Source organism: Bordetella holmesii (assembly GCF_020735985.1).
In the GTDB taxonomy this organism is placed as follows: domain Bacteria; phylum Pseudomonadota; class Gammaproteobacteria; order Burkholderiales; family Burkholderiaceae_B; genus Bordetella; species Bordetella holmesii.
On the sequence record NZ_CP085973.1, the window covers coordinates 3,574,987 to 3,592,061 of the forward strand.

A 17,075-nucleotide genomic window follows, 5' to 3' on the forward strand; every position below is an offset into this window, starting at 1 on the left:
GCAGCCGGGCTAGTAGAGCTTGGGCGAGCCCTCGGGGCGTGTTTTGAAACGCCGGTGCACCCAGTAGTACTGGCTGGGGCAGCGGCGGATCCAGCTTTCTAACTCGCGGTTCAGGCGCGCCGTCGCATCCTCGAGGCTGTCTTGGCCGGGGAAATCGGCCAGCGGCGGGAGGACTTCGACGTGATAGCGGCCGGAGGCTGGGTCCCAGAAGTCGAGGATGGGCAGCACGGCGGCATTCCACTTGCGCGCCAATTGCGCTGTCGCGACCAGCGTGGCGGCGGGCACGCCAAAAAAGGGCACGAAGGCCGAGCCGTTGCGGCCGAAATCCATGTCGGGCAGGTAATACACGGGCCGGGCCTGGCGGAAATGGCGTATCAGGTCGCGCACTCCATCTTTGCGGCTGACAAGGAAAACCTCGTTGAATCGCATGCGGCCGGCCCGCACGATGGCATCGACGGCCGCGTCGCTTTGTGGCGTGTACATGGTCGCGCCACTGGGAACTTCCATGGTCAGGCGGGTGGCGGCGACATCCAGTCCGATGAAATGCGGTGCCAGAAGAATGACCGGCCGTCCGGAGGCGGCCAGCATATTGATGGTGTCGGCGCCACTGACGGTGACCATCTCGCGTATGGCATCGGGGCTGCCGTACCAGAGTACTCCCCGGTCGACGATGGATTGGCCCAGCGCGCGGAAGTGTTCGCGGGTCCAGCGCTGCCGCGTCTGCGGGCTTTCGTCGGGGAAGCAGATTTCCAGGTTGCGCCGCACGATATGGACACGCGATTTGGCCAGATGCAGGGCCAGCCAGCCTGCGCAGGCGCCAGCACGCTGCCGCGCTCGGGGACTCATGCCGGCGAACCAGCGCAGCAGCCCGGTCAGGGCACGGGTTTTGAAATCGGAACTCATGGGGCTGTGGGGGCGGGGGGTGCGCCGCGCGGGGTCTTATATCGGTTATAGCCCCAGAGATACTGATCGGGGCAACGGCGGATCAATGCTTCCATGCTGTGGTTGAGCAGCGTGGCCTGAGCCTGAGGGTCGTCGGGCAGCGGTTCCGGTACCCGAACAAAGTGCAGTTGCCAGCCTTGGCCACGGGGCAGGCGCTGCGCCGCGCAAAGTACGATGGGCACGCGCGTTTGCCCGGCGAGTTTGCCGGGCAGGGTGACCGTGTAGGCCATGCGGCCAAAAAACGGCGCCCAGACGCCTTCGCCCTGGCCCGGCGCCTGATCGGGCAACAGTCCCACGGCCTCGCCGCGACGCAGAGCGCGCACGAATTCGCGGACACCCTGCATATTGGCGGGAACGGCGCGTACCGCCGAGTTGTTGCGCGCGGTCTCCAGCAAAGGAGCCAGAATGGCCTTGCGCGGCGGGCGAAACATGACCGTCAGCGCGACCTTCTGCGCCAGATAGCGGGCCATGACCTCAAAACAGCCCAGATGCGGCGTGAGAAATACCGTGCCGCGTTGCTCGGCCAGGGTCGTCTCCAGGACGGCGCGGTTCGCCTCGTCAAGATGGATGCGGTTCAGACTGTCTTTTTCGCGAAACCAGATCCAGGGTGATTCGAGCATGCTCGCGCCGATCTGGCCGGCCGCGCGGCGCGCGAACGCCGCCTGCGGGTAACCCGCTTGCGCGGCATTGGCTTTGAGGCGCTGCCGGTATTTGCCTGGCCAGGCATAAGCCAGCTTGCCCAGACTCCGCCCGAACGCCTGCAGTACAGGCAGCGGCAACAGGGCAATGAAGCGGAAAAAAGCGAGCAGCATGTAGTCGTTGTCGAAAACGGCGCGGCAGGCCCGTGGGTCCGTCCGCAAAAACGCTACGGCCAGCAGGGTTGCTTCGCCCGGATACCCATTTTCGCCTAAAATGCCTGAAGTCGCTGAGTTAACCGACAACTTGCGGAGCGACGTTGCAGCTTGTGCTGCTTCAAATCCGCTAAAGCGTCGCGCCCAGATGCCCTTCTTGCCAGGAAGATCCGGGGCGCAACGCGCCTCGTTCAACTTGAGGGCCGGCTTTCGGCCGGACATGTACGTAAGGACGCATCGTGGCTAATAACGATTTTCTCTTCACCTCCGAGTCGGTCTCGGAAGGCCACCCCGACAAGGTCGCCGACCAGATTTCCGACGCCATCCTCGACGCCATCTTCACGCAGGATCCCAACGCGCGGGTCGCAGCCGAAACCCTGTGCAATACGGGTCTGGTCGTGCTGGCCGGAGAAATCACCACCAGCGCCAACGTCGATTACATCCAGGTCGCGCGCGACACGATCCGCCGTATCGGCTACGACAATACCGACTACGGTATCGACTACAAGGGTTGCGCGGTGCTGGTCGCCTATGACAAGCAGTCGCCCGACATTGCTCAAGGTGTGGACCGCAGCTCCGAGGACTACCTCAATCAGGGCGCCGGCGACCAGGGGTTGATGTTCGGCTACGCCTGCGATGAAACGCCCGACCTGATGCCCGCACCGATCTGGTACGCCCACCGCCTGGTGCAGCGTCAGAGCGAGCTGCGCAAGGACGGCCGCCTGCCGTGGCTGCGTCCCGACGCCAAGTCGCAAGTCACCTTCCGCTATGTCGACGGCCGTCCGGTCGAAGTCGACACCGTGGTGCTGTCGACGCAGCACGCGCCCGAAATCGAGCAGTCCGCCATCCACGAGGCGGTCATTGAAGACATCATCAAGCCTTGCTTTCCCGACGGCCTGATCACGCCCAAGACCAAGTTCCTGGTCAACCCGACCGGCCGCTTTGTCATCGGCGGGCCGCAAGGCGATTGCGGGCTGACGGGCCGCAAGATTATCGTCGACACCTATGGCGGCGCCTGCCCCCACGGCGGAGGCGCTTTTTCGGGCAAGGATCCGTCCAAGGTGGATCGCTCGGCGGCTTACGCGGCCCGCTATGTGGCCAAGAACGTCGTGGCCGCCGGCCTGGCGCGTCAGTGCCAGGTGCAGGTGAGCTATGCCATCGGCGTGGCCGAGCCCATCAACATTACGGTTTACACCGAAGGCACCGGCGTGATCCCCGATGACCAGATCGCCAAGCTCGTGCGCGAGCACTTCGATCTGCGCCCCAAGGGCATCGTCAACATGCTCGATCTGCTGCGCCCGATCTACACCAAGACGGCCGCCTATGGCCACTTCGGCCGGTCCGAGCCGGAGTTTTCCTGGGAAGCCACCGACAAGGTTCAGGCACTCAAGAAATCTGTCTGAGGTGCTGCATGCAAAACCCCCTGGCCTTGAGTCAGGGGATTTTTTTGGGCAGTACTACTTGCGTTTTTCGTCGGCGCGCAGCGTCAGCACACGTACGCCGTGAGCCGTGACAGCGACCGTGTGTTCGAACTGCGCCGAGAGTTTGCCGTCCTCGGTCACGACGGTCCAGCCATCATCTTCGGTGCGCACGTCTGCACGTCCCTGATTGATCATGGGCTCGATGGTAAAGACCATGCCTTCACGCAGCACCAGGCCCGTGCGTGGCCGGCCCCAATGCAGAACCTCGGGCGCTTCATGCATCTCGCGGCCTATGCCGTGTCCGCAATACTCGCGGACCACGGAATACCCATGCTGGCGTGCGTACTGCTCGATGGCATGGCCTATGTCACCCAGCCGGGCGCCGGGCCGCACGGCAAGAATGCCACGCCACATGGCTTCGTAGGTTACCTGCACCAGACGTCGAGCCGAGGGCTTGACCTCTCCCACCAGATAAGTCTTGCTGGAATCGGCGATATGGCCATTTTTCTCCAGGGTGATATCAAAGTTGACGATATCGCCATTGCGCAGGACATCGGCTGTCGACGGCACGCCGTGGCAGACGACCTGGTTCGGTGACGCGTTCAGCGCATAGGCATAGCCATACTGCCCCTTACTGGCCGGCCTTGCCTTGAGCTCCTGCACAATGAACTGCTCGACAAGGTCGTTGACCTGCATGGTGGACATCCCGGCCAGCGGCAGCGAGTCCAACCGACCGAATACGGCGGCCAGTAGCCTGCCCGACTCGGCCATCAGGGCGATTTCGTCCGGGCGCTTGATCATGCTGCGGCCTCTTGCAGCGCAGGGGTTTGAACCCCGGCGGCACGCAACTGACTAGCGAGTACTTCGTTAAAGGACAGCGCCGGGTTCAGCTCGCACAACATGCCGATCTTGATCCAGAACGCGGCCTGTGCATTGATGGAGCGGCATGTCACCGAGCTGGCCTTGCGGATCTGGTCGTGCAATTCATCGTCGATGTTTACGATGCCCATCGGTTTCTCGATATATGATTCATATATAAATCATATTATCATTAACACGGACTCGGGTTCATCCGTGGGCCGCAGGCGAGGGCGGGCAGGGGCCGGCTCTGCTCTGTTGCTCCTGGATCTCTAGCTCATAGGGCCGCGACTGGGGGCTTTCCAACGGTGGCGTAATCGCCAGTCGGCGATAGGGCTATGCAAAAAGGGACATAGGCCCGGTGCTAAGCTTGCGCCCATGAGTAGCCGTGAAGATCCGACCGAACCTGCCCCGTCTGGCGTTTTTGCCGCCACCGACTCGCCCTGCGTGGCCGTGTGCTCCACATTGTTTGACGACATTTGCCGAGGGTGTGGCCGCACGGCCATGGAAGTCGCCAACTGGGTCTTCATGACCGAAGAAGAAAAGCGCGACGTCTGGGTGCGCATTCGCGCTCAGGGTTATCCCCGGCGCAACAACTGAGCGCCTGTCTTGGCCCTGTCATACGTGGCGGGCCTAATCGACCCCATCGTCTCCTTGGGGTTTTGGCATGCGTATCGCACTGGTAACGGATGCCTGGCATCCACAGGTCAATGGCGTGGTTCGCACCTGGACGGCCATGTGCACGCTGCTGCGCGCCTGGGGTCATGAAGTCCGGGTCATCAGCCCTGAAGGCAGTCGCACCGTACCTGCGCCTTCAGAGCCGGACCTGCGGCTGTGTCTCACTCCCCGGCGGCAATTGCGGCGCCTGCTGCAAGGATGGGTGCCCGACGCCTTGCATATCGCCACCGAAGGCCCGCTGGGCCTGGCCGCGCGCAGCATGGCGCTCAAGCGCGGCTGGCGGTTCACGACCTCGTTTCACACCATGTTCCCGGATTATCTTCAGGCGCGCATGGGGATACCCGCGGGCTTGCCGTGGCGATACATGCGCTGGTTCCACCGCCCTTCTCAGCGCGTGCTGGTGCCCACGCCCACGGTGGCTGATGTCGTCGCCGCGCGCGGTATCGGCAACCTGAAAATCTGGTCGCGCGGTGTCGACGCGACGCACTTCCAGCCGGTGGCTTCGGAATTGCTGGCCCATTTGCCGCGTCCGATCTGGCTGTCCGTCGGGCGCGTAGCGCGGGAAAAGAACCTGGATGCCTTTCTGGCGCTGGACCTGCCGGGCAGCAAGGTGGTGGCCGGCGCTGGCCCTGACCTGGCCCGGCTGCGCCGCCAGTTTCCCGAGGCCCACTTCCTGGGCGCGCAGGGCGACGCGCAATTGCCCGAGCTCTATAGCGCGGCCGATGCGTTTGTCTTTCCCTGTTTGACCGACACCTTCGGGCTGGTCATGCTGGAGGCCATGGCCTGCGGCACACCGGTGGCCGCCTTTCGCAGCGAGGCGCCCCTGGCTGTGGTGCGTCAAGGCCAGACCGGCGTGCTGGACGACGACCTCGCCCGCGCCTGCCTGGCCGCGCGCCAGCTTGACCGTCGTACGGTGCGCGACTGGGCGCTGACACGCAGTTGGGATGCTGTGGCGCAGGATCTGCTCGCTGCGCTGGTGCCCATCGATGGCATGGCAGCGCAAAGTACGCCTGAACAAGCCCTCGGCGTCTGATGCCCGCCGCATGGGGCTTCCCGCCTGCTTGTCCGACCCGCTACAATGCCGCTCATCCTTGAGGAGCGCTGCGACGAAAGCCGGATATACGGCTCGCCAGGCTCAGGGATCGTGTCCAGGCGCCGCCCCATGTGCGGCGCTTTGCAACGGCGCTCACCTTAGCCGCTAGGCCGGCAGGGTGATGGCGCCATGGTTTCATGGTTCTTCACGTCGGTCGGCCAGTGTGCGCCGTTCATCTTTTTTACGTGGAGATCTACACCGTGAACGCAGTGTCCGATAAAGGCTTTTCCGATTACATCGTCGCCGACATGGGTCTGGCAGGCTGGGGCCGCCGTGAGCTGGCCATCGCCGAGACCGAAATGCCGGGCCTGATGGCCATTCGCGAAGAGTACGCGGCTGCGCAGCCCTTGAAGGGCGCGCGTATCGCCGGCAGCCTGCACATGACCATCCAGACTGGGGTGCTGATCGAAACTCTGGTTGCTCTGGGCGCCGAAGTGCGCTGGGCGTCGTGCAACATCTTCTCGACCCAGGACCACGCCGCTGCCGCCATCGCCGCAACGGGCACGCCGGTGTTCGCCATCAAGGGCGAGACCTTGCAAGAGTACTGGCAGTACACCCACAAGATTTTCGAGTGGCCGCAAGACCGTCATGCCAACATGATTCTGGACGACGGTGGCGATGCGACGCTGCTGCTGCATCTGGGCACCAAGGCCGAGACCGACATTTCCGTGCTGGATAAACCGGGCAGCGAAGAAGAGCGCGTGCTGTTTGCCGCCATCAAGGAAACGCTGGCGCGCGACCCGAAGTGGTACTCCACCCGTCTGGCGCAGATCAAGGGCGTGACCGAAGAGACCACCACGGGCGTGCATCGTCTCTATCAGATGTCGCAAAAGGGTGAATTGGCCTTCGCGGCCATCAACGTCAATGATTCGGTCACCAAGTCCAAGTTCGACAACCTCTACGGATGCCGCGAGTCGCTGGTCGATGGCATCAAGCGCGCCACCGATGTGATGGTGGCAGGCAAGATCGCCGTGGTTGCCGGCTATGGTGACGTGGGCAAGGGTTGCGCCCAGGCACTGGCTGCGTTGCGCGCACAAGTGTGGGTCACGGAAATCGACCCGATCTGCGCCTTGCAGGCTGCCATGGAAGGCTTCAAGGTCGTCACCATGGAGCAAGCTGCTGCGCACGCCGATATCTTCGTCACCGCAACGGGCAACTACCACGTGATCACCCGCGCCCACATGGACGCCATGAAAGATCAGGCCATCGTCTGCAACATCGGTCACTTCGACAACGAAATCGACGTCGCCGCGATCGAGCAGGATTGCCAGTGGGAAGAGATTAAGCCTCAGGTCGACCACGTGATCTTCCCGGACGGCAAGCGCATCATCCTGCTGGCCAAGGGCCGTCTGGTCAACCTGGGTTGCGCCACCGGCCACCCCTCGTTCGTGATGTCCTCGTCGTTTGCCAACCAGACGATCGCACAGATCGAGCTGTTCACGCGCAACGAGCAGTACACCAGCGGCCAGGTGTATGTACTGCCCAAGCATCTGGACGAGAAGGTCGCCCGTCTGCACCTGAAAAAACTCGGCGTGAACCTCACCACGCTTTCGCAAGAGCAGGCGCAGTACATCGGCGTGCCGGTCCAAGGCCCCTTCAAGCCGGGCCATTATCGCTATTGATTGCAGCGATGTTGCACAATAGGGGTGGCTGTTGAGGCCACCCTTTACTAAAGGAGATCGATATGACTTTGATTCTGGTCTGGGTTCTGAACGCGGTGGCGCTGCTGGCCGTGGCGTATCTTTTGCCTGGCATTGCCGTGGCCAGCTTCGGTTCGGCGCTGTTGGCCGCACTGGTTCTGGGCTTGTTGAACATGCTGGTCAAGCCTGTATTGGTCGTGCTGACGTTGCCTATCACTATCGTCACGCTCGGTCTCTTCCTGATTATCCTGAACGCTTTGTTGTTCTGGCTGGCCGGTTCGATTCTGCGCGGCTTCCAGGTCAACGGCTTCTGGTGGGCCGTGGCGGGTGCGATTCTCTACAGCATCATCTCGGGCCTGCTGTCCTATCTGATACCTTGATGACTGACACAACCTCTCCCGCGTTCAGCCTGGAGTTTTTCCCGCCGCGAGATATCGCGGCCCAGGAAAGGCTGGTGCGCGCGGCCAAGCAGATGCTGGCGATTCAACCACGCTATGTCAGCGTGACTTTCGGCGCGGGTGGCTCCACGCGCGCCGGTACTGAAGACACCGTTCGCACGTTGACCAACCTCGGCTGCGATGCGGCGCCACATCTGTCTTGCATCGGTGCCTCGCGCGAGCAATTGCGCGAGATCCTCAACAATTACCGCCAGGCCGGGGTGCGCCGCGTGGTGGCTCTGCGCGGTGACTTGCCCTCGGGAATGGGGGGCGATGCCGGCGAGCTGCGTTATGCGAGTGAACTGGTGCGTTTCATCCGCGAGGAAACCGGCGATTGGTTCCACATCGAAGTGGCTGCCTATCCCGAGATACATCCGCAGGCAGCCAGCCCCACGGTCGACCTCGACCATTTCGTGGCCAAGGTCCAGGCCGGCGCCGACGCGGCCATCACGCAATACTTCTTCAACGCCGACGCCTACTTTGACTTTGTCGACCGGGCGCAGGCGCGTGGCGTGAGCATTCCTATCGTGCCGGGCATCATGCCCATCACCAACTACAGCCAGCTTTCGCGATTTTCGGAAATGTGCGGCGCGGAACTACCGCGCTGGATACGTCTGCGACTGGCGGAGTTTGGCGACGACAAGGCGTCCATCCGTGCTTTCGGCCAGGACGTGGTGACCGAGCTGTGCCAGACCTTGCTGGATACCGGCGTGCCGGGCCTGCACTTCTATACCCTGAATCAATCAGAAGCGATCCTTGGTATCTGGAAGAATCTGCAGCGCTAGGCAATAAAAAAACGGCACCCGAACGGGTGCCGCCTTCGGGCCGGCGTACAACCTTATTGAGGTTCGATGCCGGCTTTTTTCATCATGCCGCCCCACTTGGTTGTTTCCGACTGCAGCCAGCTATGCAGTCCCTCGGGGGTCTGCTTGGCCGCAGGCACGATCTCGGCGCCCAGTTCATTCATCTTGGTGGCAAACGCCGGATCCTTGAGCGCAATGCGCAAGGCTTCGTTGATGCGGTCGATCTGGGCTTTAGGCGTGCCCTTGGGCGCGTAGATGCCATGCCAGACCATGACTTCGAATCCCTTCAAGCCGCTTTCCTCCAGGGTGGGCGCATCCGGCAGCGACTTGATGCGCTCCTGCGTGGTGACCCCGTAGAGTTTGACGCTGCCGCCTTTGATCTGCGGAAGCGTTTGCGTGGTCTGATCGCACAGCATATCCACCTGTCCGCCCAGCAGGGCGCTCATGGCAGGCGCCGTGCCGGCGTAGGGGATTTCCGTGAACTGTGTGCCCAGGGCATCCTGTAGCAGCGTGCCGCATAGTTGCGACACGGCGCCCGGTCCGGCATTGGCGAGGTTGATTTTGTTGCCGTTGGCGCGAGCATAGGCGATGAAGGCGGGCATGTCGGCGGGCGGCAGGCTCTTGCGGCCCATGAGCGTCATTGGCACATCGGCGACCTGGCCGACGTACTCGAAATCCTTCAAGGGGTCGTAGGGCAGTTTCTTGTACAGTGCCGGGGCTGTAGCCATTCCATTGTGGTGAATGAGCAGCGTATAACCATCTGGCTGGGCTCGCGAGACAAACGAAGGACCGAGCGTGCCGCCGGCGCCGGTGCGGTTCTCGACCACGATGGGCTGGCCTAATGTTTTGCTCATCGATGCGCCCAGTGAACGGGCCACCACATCCGTGGGACCACCGGCCGCGAAAGGCACGACCAAAGTCAGGGCGTGCGCGGGGAAATTCTTGTCTTGGGCATGAACGCTCATCGAGAGCAGACCGCCCAGGGCCAGCAGGGCCGCACGGCGACCGACGGGGGTACGTTTCATCAGGGTCTCGCTCCTTTTTTTGTGGCCGTCACCGGCAGCGATCCTTATGAGCGCGCTGGCCGTGGCGGTAACCGCATAGTGTGCGTGGCCGCAGCCCACCTGGGTATTCGTGATTCTTGAAAGCCCACTTCGGCATGGCGAAACCGCGTCAGGCAGAGCGCCCGTCCGATATTGGGCATATGCGCTACCCATGCCGGGATACGGGTGAGAGCATCGGGCTGACATTTCCATGTCAGCTCTGTGCCAATCCGGTGCAGCTCATCAAGGAGTCCATTAATGTCCTCTTCCCCCGTCTACCTGAAGACCATTGCCGCCCTGGCCACGTCGCTGGTGGCGTCGATCGCCTCGGCCGAAGGCGCGGATCAGTCCTGCGGCGCAGGCGCTTGCGGCAAGAAAGAAACGTCTCAGCCTAAGGGCGATACTGGCAGCAAAGACAAAAATGGCCAGCACACCGCTGGCAGCAGCACTTCTTCCACGGCAGAGCAGCCGGATGCCGGCTGCGGCAAAAAGGATGCTTCGTGCGCCAAGCACTAGCGACTCCCCACGTCGGTCTTGGTTACCGGCGTGAAATGTCCACGTGGGATATGTCCGCCGTCCAGGCGGACTTTTTCGAGGTAGTGCCTGAAAACTGGCTGCGCCGCGATCGGGCGCCATTGCATCGGCTATTGGCCAGCGGCCGCAGTATTGCCTTGCACGGGGTGTCGCTCAATCTTGGCGGAGACTCGGCGTTGGATCCAGGATTTCTGCGTGCGATCCATGCCTTGATGCAAGAACTGGGCAGTTGCCATTACTCCGATCACCTCGCCGCCAGCGGTGACGCCCATCAGCTCTACGATCTCTTTCCCATCCCCTTCACACAAGCCGAAGTGCGGCGCGTGGCCGATCGGATACGCCACGCGCAGGATATCCTCGGTCAGGCCATGGGGGTGGAGAACAGCACCTGGTACACCAACGTCGGCGAGATGTGCGAGGCGCAGTTTCTGGCCGAGGTGGCCGACCGGGCGGATTGCGCCATCGTGCTCGACCTGAACAATATCGACGTCAACCACAAAAACCACGGTGGCCACGACATCGAAGGGTACGTGAGTCACATCGACCTGTCGCGCGTGAGCTATCTGCATGTGGCCGGTCATGAATTCGACCCGCGGTTTGGCATGTATGTAGACACCCACAGTCGCGGGGTGTCCGCGAGCACCGCGCAGTGGGCTCTCCGTCTGCATGAGCATCACGGGCTGCCCATTCTGCTGGAATGGGACAACGACATACCCGGCGTGCAGGAGATCAATCGGGAGCTCGAATGTCTGCAGCGTTTTATGACTACGTCAGAGGTCTGACCGATCGCGTGCCACCGGGTTACAGCGTCGCCGGCATGCGCGTCTACCGATACCTCGTTTACCTGGGGGCCAGCCAGATGGTGGAGGCGAGCTTTCCGGGCTTGCGACAGGGCCTGGGAGAGCCGGCCTGGCGTGCGCTGATCGAGGGTTTCGTTCGCCAGTCAGCCTGGACGTCGCATTTCTATGGGGATTTACAACATGAGTTTCGGGAATTTCTTGCGCGCACGACAGCTTGAGCCGGCCTTGGCGCTTCTGTTGCTGCGACTGTGGACAGGCCTTGAGTTTGCTCGGGCGGGGTGGACCAAACTGAGCGGCGGCCTGCAGGCGCCAGCCTGGTTCCGCGGATTGGACTTTCCCGTGCCACACGTCTGGCTACCCGCCAACCTGAACTGGGTCAGCGCCGGCGTGCTGGAGTTGGCGCTGGGTGTGGCGCTTATCGTCGGCCTGTGCACGCGCTGGGCCGCGGCCGCGCTGATCTACATCGTTTTCGTTGCCGTCTATTCGGTGCACTTCGATCTCGGCTGGGCGGGGTGGAACCAGATCGAAACCGATGAGGGATTGGGCTTCAAGGTGCCGCTAATGCTGGCCTTGATGCTGTTTGCACTGTTTGCCTGCGGCGCGGGTGACTGGTCGCTGGACCGACGCTTGGGACGCTGCAGGCAGCGGCGAGGCGGCTAACTGTGAACTGTCAATAGGTTGTATTCGTCCAGGTTGAGTCTGGAGATGGGTACAGCGCGCCCGATGCCTTGGTGGGGTCGATGCCAGTTGTAGTGGTGTAGCCAGGATTTCATGGCATCGGCTCGGTGTTGGGAGTTCTGGTAGGTGTGAGCGTAAGCCCACTCACGCAAGGCCGACTGGATGAAGCGTTCGGCCTTGCCATTGGTCTGTGGGCGGTAAGGTCGGGTAAAGCGGTGCTTGATGCCCAGCTCATGGCACAGCGCGGCGAAGGCGCGGCTGCGAAAGGCCGAGCCATTGTCGGTGAGCAAGCGCTGGATGGTCACGCCCAGGCGCTGGTAGTAGGCCACTGCGTCCTTGAGGAACTGGACGGCGCTGGGGAAGCGCTCGTCGGGGTGGATGTCGGTGAAGGCCACGCGGGCGTGGTCATCGATGGCCACGAAGACGAAGTCCCAGCCGGCCCCCTCAACGGTATCGCGTCGGTTGCCCGTGACCCGGTGGCCAGGGCGCTGGATACGTCCCAGCTTCTTGATGTCGATGTGCAGCAGATCGCCGGGGGCCTGATGCTCGTAGCGCACCACCGGCTCGGCCGGCTCCAGGTCGGCCAGGTGCGACAGACCGGCGCGGGCCAGGACGCGGCTGACGGTGCTGGCTGACACGCCCAGCGCCTGGGCGATGCGCGCTTGGGTCAGCCGCTTGCGGCGCAGCTCCACGATAGCCAGCGCCTTGGTCGGCGCAATCGCTCGGGGCGAGACCGTCGGGCGCGAGGACGCATCGGCCAAGCCCGCCTGGCCCTGAGCCAGGAAGCGGCCCAGCCATTTGCGCACAGTCGGCGCGGTGACCCCATAGGCGCGGGCCGCTTCAGGCACACAAACTTGATGGGCGATCAATTGCTGGACCATTTCGAGGCGACGTAGGAAGGTCAATCGGGCATGCTTATGGGTGTTCATCCGGCCGGGCTCCTTGAGTGAACTGGGGGGTTGGCGATTTCCAGTTTCTCAAATCCGGTTCGGATGAACCATGCATACAACCTATTGAATCTTCACAGCTAACTGGCTTGCCGTGCATGGACGCCCTGGGCCAGCAGCTGCGGCGCTGCGTAAGGCTGATCGGCCAGACCGGCCGGGCGCACGCGCATGGGCTGGTGCACACGATGCGCGGGCACAAGGGAGTCGGGATCTTCCGGCTGGCTCCATAACGGGTCCGGGATCTCAGCGAACACCTGGCGCAGCCGCTCTCCCCAACTGCCACGGATCATTGCGAAGTATTCGTTCTGCTCGTCGATGCTCGCAAAATGGGTCACCTGCAGCGACCCCGACTCGTAGACGAGTAGATCCAACGGCAATCCGACCGAGATATTCGAGCGCAGTGTCGAATCCATCGAAATGAGTGCGCATTTGGCGGCCTCATCCAGCGGAGTGTCGGGCTGCAATACGCGGTCAAGGATGGGTTTGCCGTATTTGGCTTCGCCGATCTGAAAATACGGGCACTCCGGCGTGGCTTCGATGAAATTGCCTGCGGCATAGACTTGAAACAGGCGGTATGGCGCAGCGCCGATCTGGCCACTAAAAATCAGATTGATATTGAACTCCACGCCTTGCTCGCGCAAGGCCTCGGCATCGCGTTCGTAGACCAGTCTTACTGCTTGTCCCACGCGGCGAGTCGCTTCGAACATACTGGGGACCCGCCATATCGAGTCCGGGCGTCGGGCGTTTTCTTCCGCCAAGACGTTGAGCACGGCTTGACTGATGGCAAGGTTGCCGGAGGTCATGAGCACCATGACACGATCGCCTGGCAGCTCGAAAACATGTAGCTTGCGAAAGTTGCTGATCTGATCGACGCCGGCATTGGTGCGCGAGTCCGATAGAAAGACCAGACCCTGGTTGAGTTGGGCTGCGATGCAATAGGTCATGGGGCAGGGGCGATAAAGAGGGATGGCGGGGCTTACTGCTGATGGGCGGCCTGGACCTGAACCGAGACGCTCATGACCTCGCCTCCGCCGCCATTGCGCACTCCGCGCACGGGCGAAGCGGAGTCATAGTCGCGGGCCACTGCCAACCGACAGTGACAATCCGAGGCAAATTGCCGGTTAGTGATGTCCACGCTGATCCACCCTTGGCCGTCAAGCCAGACATCGACCCAGGCGTGGCTGGCAGCGTGGGCGGCCTCAGTATAGAGGTAGCCGCTGACATAGCGTGCCGGCACGCCCAGCCCGCGAGCGCATGCCAGGAAGAGGTGGGCGTGATCCTGGCAGACTCCATGACCCAGGCGCAGGACGTCACCGGCCGCGGTGCCGACGTCAGTCGTGCCAGGCTCATAGTGGACTCGGTCGCAGATAACGTCGGCCAGCTTGAGTGCATCTTCGGCCGTTCTCAGACCGTGTGGTAAAGCACCGCGCGCGAGTGCCCGCACGGGGTCGTTGGGTTGGGTGAGTGCGGTGGGCACGCAGAAGGCCTGCAAGGGAAGGCGAGGTTCTTCCTCGGGCAGTCGGCCTTGCGCGAGCGTGTCGATCTCGATGTGGCCGGTTACGCGCAGTTCAATCTCTTCGTGCGGCCGGGTCATCGTCAGTGTGTGGGTGATATTGCCGAAGGCATCGACCTGTTCCTGCAAGGGCGCGGGCGCGTCGATGAACCAGCGCAGTGCACGCTGATGTTCGTCCTGCCGGGGGGTCAGACGTAATACCTGGATGCTGTAGCTCACCGGCGAGGTGTAGCGGTAGTGCGTGATGTGGCGAATGAGGTGTTTCATGCTGGCTCCGGTTTCAGGTCGACAGCGGCAACAGGAAGTCCTGACTGATGCGGTTGCCCAGGTCGTTGATGCGTGCGAGAAAGGTCTCCAGAAAGCCGTGCAGACCGCTGCGCAGAATATCCTCGACGTGCCCAAACCGCAGTTCCGCGCTGAGCATTCCGGCGTGCCTTTCGGTTTGCGCCGAACGTTGGTTGGCGACCCGGCCGAGGTTGTCCGCCACTGCCTGTGTCGAGGCCAATAGCGAACGCGGCATGTCGCCGCGCAGGATGAGCAGTTCGGCCACGCGCTCGGGAGTGACGACGTCGCGGTACACTTTGCGGTAGACCTCAAGGCCGGAGACGGAGCTCAGAATTGCCGACCAGCGGTAGAACTCATTCTGGGGGCCGTGTTCGCCTTCGTGGAATTTCACGTCCAGCAGCCGCGCGGTGTTGTCGGCACGCTCCAGATGCATGCCCAGGCGCAGGAAGCACAGCGCCTCGTCTTCGAGCATGGTGCCCAGGGTCACGCCACGCGCGACGTGGGAGCGGAATTTCACCCATTCGAAGAATTCGCCTGGATTGCGCTCCGGCAGCCCGGAGCCGAGATGCTTTTGCAGCTCAAGCCAGGTGCTGTTGTAGGTTTCCCAGAGTTCGGTGGTCAGGCTGCCGCGTACGGCGCGGGCATTCTCTCGTGCGGCGCGCAGGCAGGCATGAATCGACGAGGGGTTGTCCGGGTCGCGCACCATATAGTGCAGCACGCTGGCCGGCGTGAGCTCCTCGTGGCGCGATTCGTAGTGGCGGTGCAGTTCCGAGATACGCAGCAAGGCGCGCCAGGAGTTTTCCCGGCTCAATGCGTCCTGAGGCAGCAGCGACATCTGAAGATTGACATCGAGCATGCGCGCGGTGCTTTCGGCGCGTTCGATGTAGTGGCACATCCAGAAAAGATGGTCGGCGGTTCGGCTCAGCATGATCAGTCTTCCAGTACCCAGGTGTCCTTGGTGCCGCCGCCCTGGCTGCTGTTGACCACCAGCGACCCCTCGGTCAGTGCGACGCGGCACAATCCGCCCGGCACGGTGCGGATATCCTTGCCGCACAGCACGTAGGGGCGCAAATCGACGTGACGTGGTGCCACGCCGGATTCCACGTACGTGGGAATCGTCGACAACGACAGCGTTGGCTGGGCGATGTAGTTGGCCGGGTGGGCTTGTACTCGCAGTTTGAAGTCGTCTATCTCTTGCCGGATGGCGCATGGACCGACCAGCATGCCGTAGCCGCCCGCACCGTGCACCTCCTTGACGACCAGTTCGTGCAGGTTCGCCAGGACATGCGAACACTCATCGGGACGGGCGCATTGCCAGGTAGGCACATTGGACAGAATCGGCTCCTCTCCCAAATAGAAGCGGATCATCTCCGGCACGTAAAGGTAGGTGGATTTGTCATCGGCGATTCCCGTGCCTATTGCGTTTGCCAGCGTGACGCGTCCGGCGCGGTAAGCCGATAGCAGACCCGGTACACCGAGCGCAGAGTCGGCGCGAAACGACAGCGGATCCAGAAAATCATCATCCAGCCGCCGGTAGGTCACATCCACCCGGCGCGGCCCGCGCGTGGTGCGCATGTAGACGGTGTTTTGCTCGACGAACAGATCCTGGCCTTCGACCAGCTCGACACCCATTTGCTGTGCCAGAAAGGCATGTTCGAAATAGGCCGAGTTGTACATGCCCGGCGTGAGTACCACGACTGTCGGATCGACATTGCCGCCCGGCGCGACCTCGCGCAGATTGTCTAGCAACAGGTCGGGGTAGTGGGCCACGGGCCGCACCTTGTTGCTGCCGAAGGCCTCTGGCATCAGACGCATCGACATCTTGCGGTTCTCCAGCATATAGGACACGCCGGACGGTACGCGCAAATTGTCTTCCAGCACGTAGAACTCACCTGCGCCTGCGCGCACGATGTCAACGCCACGCGACGTGGCAGTAGATATCCTCCGCCACATCGATATCCTGCATCTCAGGCCGGTACTGCGCGTTGAGGAACACTTGTTCGGCCGGAACAACGCCGGCACGGACGATGTCGTGATCGTGATAGATGTCGTGGATGAAGCGATTGAGTGCGCGCACACGTTGCTTCAGGCCCGCATCCAGACGCCGCCATTCCTGCGCGGCGATGATGCGCGGAATGAGATCGAAGGGAATGAGTCGTTCGGTGCCGGCCGCGTCTCCGGCCATCGAGAAGGTGATGCCCACCCGGCGGAAGTTCAGATCGGCTTCGATCTGGCGCGCGGCCATGATGTCGGGTGCCTGTCCGTCGAGCCAGTAGGCATAGTTTTCATAATGGGGACGGACGCGACCCTGGGCGTCGAACATCTCGTCAAAAGCAATAGCCAGGCCGTCCTTCATGGCGTCTCCTGCAATACACGGCCAAGGCGGCCGTGCGTTTTACAGAAGCTGACGCAAGCCCCGTGCCAGCTCTGACGGATTCGCGCCGACGGGTATGCCTCCACTGGATCCGAGAAATTGCGGGGTGGCCGCGGGCTGAAGGAGTACAGCAGGCCTGGTTTTGACGCTCGGCCTGACTGCACCGCGGCCACACGCA

19 protein-coding genes, 1 pseudogene and 1 riboswitch are annotated in these 17,075 nt (G+C 62.5%); of the genes and pseudogenes, 10 read left to right on the forward strand and 10 right to left on the reverse strand.

The window, feature by feature from the left end:
* Positions 1-9: 9 nt before the first annotated feature.
* The gene (locus tag LK440_RS17220; RefSeq protein ID WP_005016962.1) at positions 10-903 is read right to left on the reverse strand and encodes a lysophospholipid acyltransferase family protein; all 894 of its coding nucleotides are present in this window, start codon (positions 901-903) and stop codon (positions 10-12) included.
* Positions 900-1,754: a lysophospholipid acyltransferase family protein gene (locus LK440_RS17225; RefSeq protein WP_025341263.1), complete on the reverse strand. Its 855-nt coding sequence runs from the start codon at positions 1,752-1,754 to the stop codon at positions 900-902. Before LK440_RS17225 ends, LK440_RS17220 begins: the two co-directional genes overlap by 4 nt.
* Positions 1,755-2,032: 278 nt before the next feature.
* Between LK440_RS17225 and metK the strand changes: the two genes are divergently transcribed.
* Positions 2,033-3,196, forward strand: a complete 1,164-nt coding sequence (gene metK / locus LK440_RS17230; RefSeq protein ID WP_005016955.1) for a methionine adenosyltransferase — start codon at positions 2,033-2,035, stop codon at positions 3,194-3,196.
* Positions 3,197-3,250: 54 nt separating this feature from the next.
* On the opposite strand, the gene map is transcribed toward metK, so the two are convergent.
* Together map and LK440_RS17240 are read right to left on the reverse strand one after the other, a co-directional pair.
* On the reverse strand, positions 3,251-4,015 hold the full coding sequence (gene map, locus LK440_RS17235; protein WP_005016952.1) for a type I methionyl aminopeptidase: 765 nt from the start codon (positions 4,013-4,015) through the stop codon (positions 3,251-3,253).
* Positions 4,012-4,224 carry a ParD-like family protein gene (locus LK440_RS17240; protein ID WP_005016951.1) on the reverse strand — a complete coding sequence of 71 codons (213 nt, stop codon included), beginning with the start codon at positions 4,222-4,224 and terminating at the stop codon, positions 4,012-4,014. Before LK440_RS17240 ends, map begins: the two co-directional genes overlap by 4 nt.
* A 226-nt stretch (positions 4,225-4,450) precedes the next feature.
* Here LK440_RS17240 and LK440_RS17245 point away from each other — a divergent pair, with 226 nt between their 5' ends.
* The 5 genes from LK440_RS17245 to metF all read left to right on the forward strand — a co-directional run bounded on the left by LK440_RS17245 (position 4,451) and on the right by metF (position 8,705).
* Positions 4,451-4,672 carry a DUF1289 domain-containing protein gene (locus LK440_RS17245; RefSeq protein ID WP_005016949.1) on the forward strand — a complete coding sequence of 74 codons (222 nt, stop codon included), beginning with the start codon at positions 4,451-4,453 and terminating at the stop codon, positions 4,670-4,672.
* A gap of 67 nt (positions 4,673-4,739) precedes the next feature.
* On the forward strand, positions 4,740-5,783 hold the full coding sequence (locus LK440_RS17250) for a glycosyltransferase family 4 protein (protein ID WP_005016947.1): 1,044 nt from the start codon (positions 4,740-4,742) through the stop codon (positions 5,781-5,783).
* A 54-nt stretch (positions 5,784-5,837) separates the two neighbouring features.
* Positions 5,838-5,945, forward strand: a riboswitch (S-adenosyl-L-homocysteine riboswitch).
* Positions 5,946-6,043: 98 nt separating this feature from the next.
* Positions 6,044-7,465: an adenosylhomocysteinase gene (gene ahcY / locus LK440_RS17255; RefSeq protein WP_005016945.1), complete on the forward strand. Its 1,422-nt coding sequence runs from the start codon at positions 6,044-6,046 to the stop codon at positions 7,463-7,465.
* Positions 7,466-7,527: 62 nt separating this feature from the next.
* The gene (locus tag LK440_RS17260) at positions 7,528-7,863 is read left to right on the forward strand and encodes a phage holin family protein (RefSeq protein ID WP_005016943.1); all 336 of its coding nucleotides are present in this window, start codon (positions 7,528-7,530) and stop codon (positions 7,861-7,863) included.
* On the forward strand, positions 7,863-8,705 hold the full coding sequence (metF, locus tag LK440_RS17265; protein WP_005016941.1) for a methylenetetrahydrofolate reductase [NAD(P)H]: 843 nt from the start codon (positions 7,863-7,865) through the stop codon (positions 8,703-8,705). Before LK440_RS17260 ends, metF begins: the two co-directional genes overlap by 1 nt.
* Positions 8,706-8,758: 53 nt before the next feature.
* On the opposite strand, the gene LK440_RS17270 is transcribed toward metF, so the two are convergent.
* Positions 8,759-9,748 (reverse strand): tripartite tricarboxylate transporter substrate-binding protein, encoded by a 990-nt coding sequence (locus LK440_RS17270; protein WP_005016939.1) that lies wholly within the window; start codon positions 9,746-9,748, stop codon positions 8,759-8,761.
* A gap of 276 nt (positions 9,749-10,024) precedes the next feature.
* Between LK440_RS17270 and LK440_RS17275 the strand changes: the two genes are divergently transcribed.
* Genes LK440_RS17275 through LK440_RS17290 form a run of 4 tightly spaced genes read left to right on the forward strand, consistent with a single transcriptional unit; the run spans position 10,025 to position 11,760 of the window.
* Positions 10,025-10,282 (forward strand): hypothetical protein, encoded by a 258-nt coding sequence (locus tag LK440_RS17275; protein WP_005016938.1) that lies wholly within the window; start codon positions 10,025-10,027, stop codon positions 10,280-10,282.
* A 35-nt stretch (positions 10,283-10,317) separates the two neighbouring features.
* Positions 10,318-11,082, forward strand: a complete 765-nt coding sequence (locus tag LK440_RS17280; protein ID WP_076879514.1) for a DUF692 domain-containing protein — start codon at positions 10,318-10,320, stop codon at positions 11,080-11,082.
* Positions 11,046-11,318 carry an HvfC/BufC family peptide modification chaperone gene (locus LK440_RS17285; protein WP_005016932.1) on the forward strand — a complete coding sequence of 91 codons (273 nt, stop codon included), beginning with the start codon at positions 11,046-11,048 and terminating at the stop codon, positions 11,316-11,318. The genes LK440_RS17280 and LK440_RS17285 overlap by 37 nt, the downstream gene beginning before the upstream one ends.
* A complete protein-coding gene (locus LK440_RS17290; RefSeq protein ID WP_005016929.1) occupies positions 11,281-11,760 on the forward strand; it encodes a DoxX family protein in 480 nt (159 codons plus the stop codon). Before LK440_RS17285 ends, LK440_RS17290 begins: the two co-directional genes overlap by 38 nt.
* On the opposite strand, the gene LK440_RS17295 is transcribed toward LK440_RS17290, so the two are convergent.
* The 5 genes and pseudogenes from LK440_RS17295 to LK440_RS17315 form a co-directional block, all read right to left on the reverse strand.
* Positions 11,757-12,707: an IS481-like element IS481 family transposase gene (locus LK440_RS17295; RefSeq protein WP_005016926.1), complete on the reverse strand. Its 951-nt coding sequence runs from the start codon at positions 12,705-12,707 to the stop codon at positions 11,757-11,759. The two genes, LK440_RS17290 and LK440_RS17295, sit on opposite strands and share 4 nt — an antisense overlap.
* A gap of 98 nt (positions 12,708-12,805) precedes the next feature.
* Entirely contained in the window at positions 12,806-13,669 is an 864-nt protein-coding gene (locus LK440_RS17300) for a proteasome-type protease (protein WP_005016923.1), read from the reverse strand.
* A gap of 32 nt (positions 13,670-13,701) precedes the next feature.
* Positions 13,702-14,505, reverse strand: coding sequence for a transglutaminase family protein (locus LK440_RS17305; RefSeq protein WP_005016921.1), 804 nt, complete (start codon positions 14,503-14,505; stop codon positions 13,702-13,704).
* 13 nt (positions 14,506-14,518) lie between these two features.
* Positions 14,519-15,451 carry an alpha-E domain-containing protein gene (locus LK440_RS17310; RefSeq protein ID WP_005016919.1) on the reverse strand — a complete coding sequence of 311 codons (933 nt, stop codon included), beginning with the start codon at positions 15,449-15,451 and terminating at the stop codon, positions 14,519-14,521.
* A gap of 2 nt (positions 15,452-15,453) precedes the next feature.
* A pseudogene (locus LK440_RS17315) lies at positions 15,454-16,846 on the reverse strand (circularly permuted type 2 ATP-grasp protein).
* Positions 16,847-17,075 lie beyond the last annotated feature (229 nt).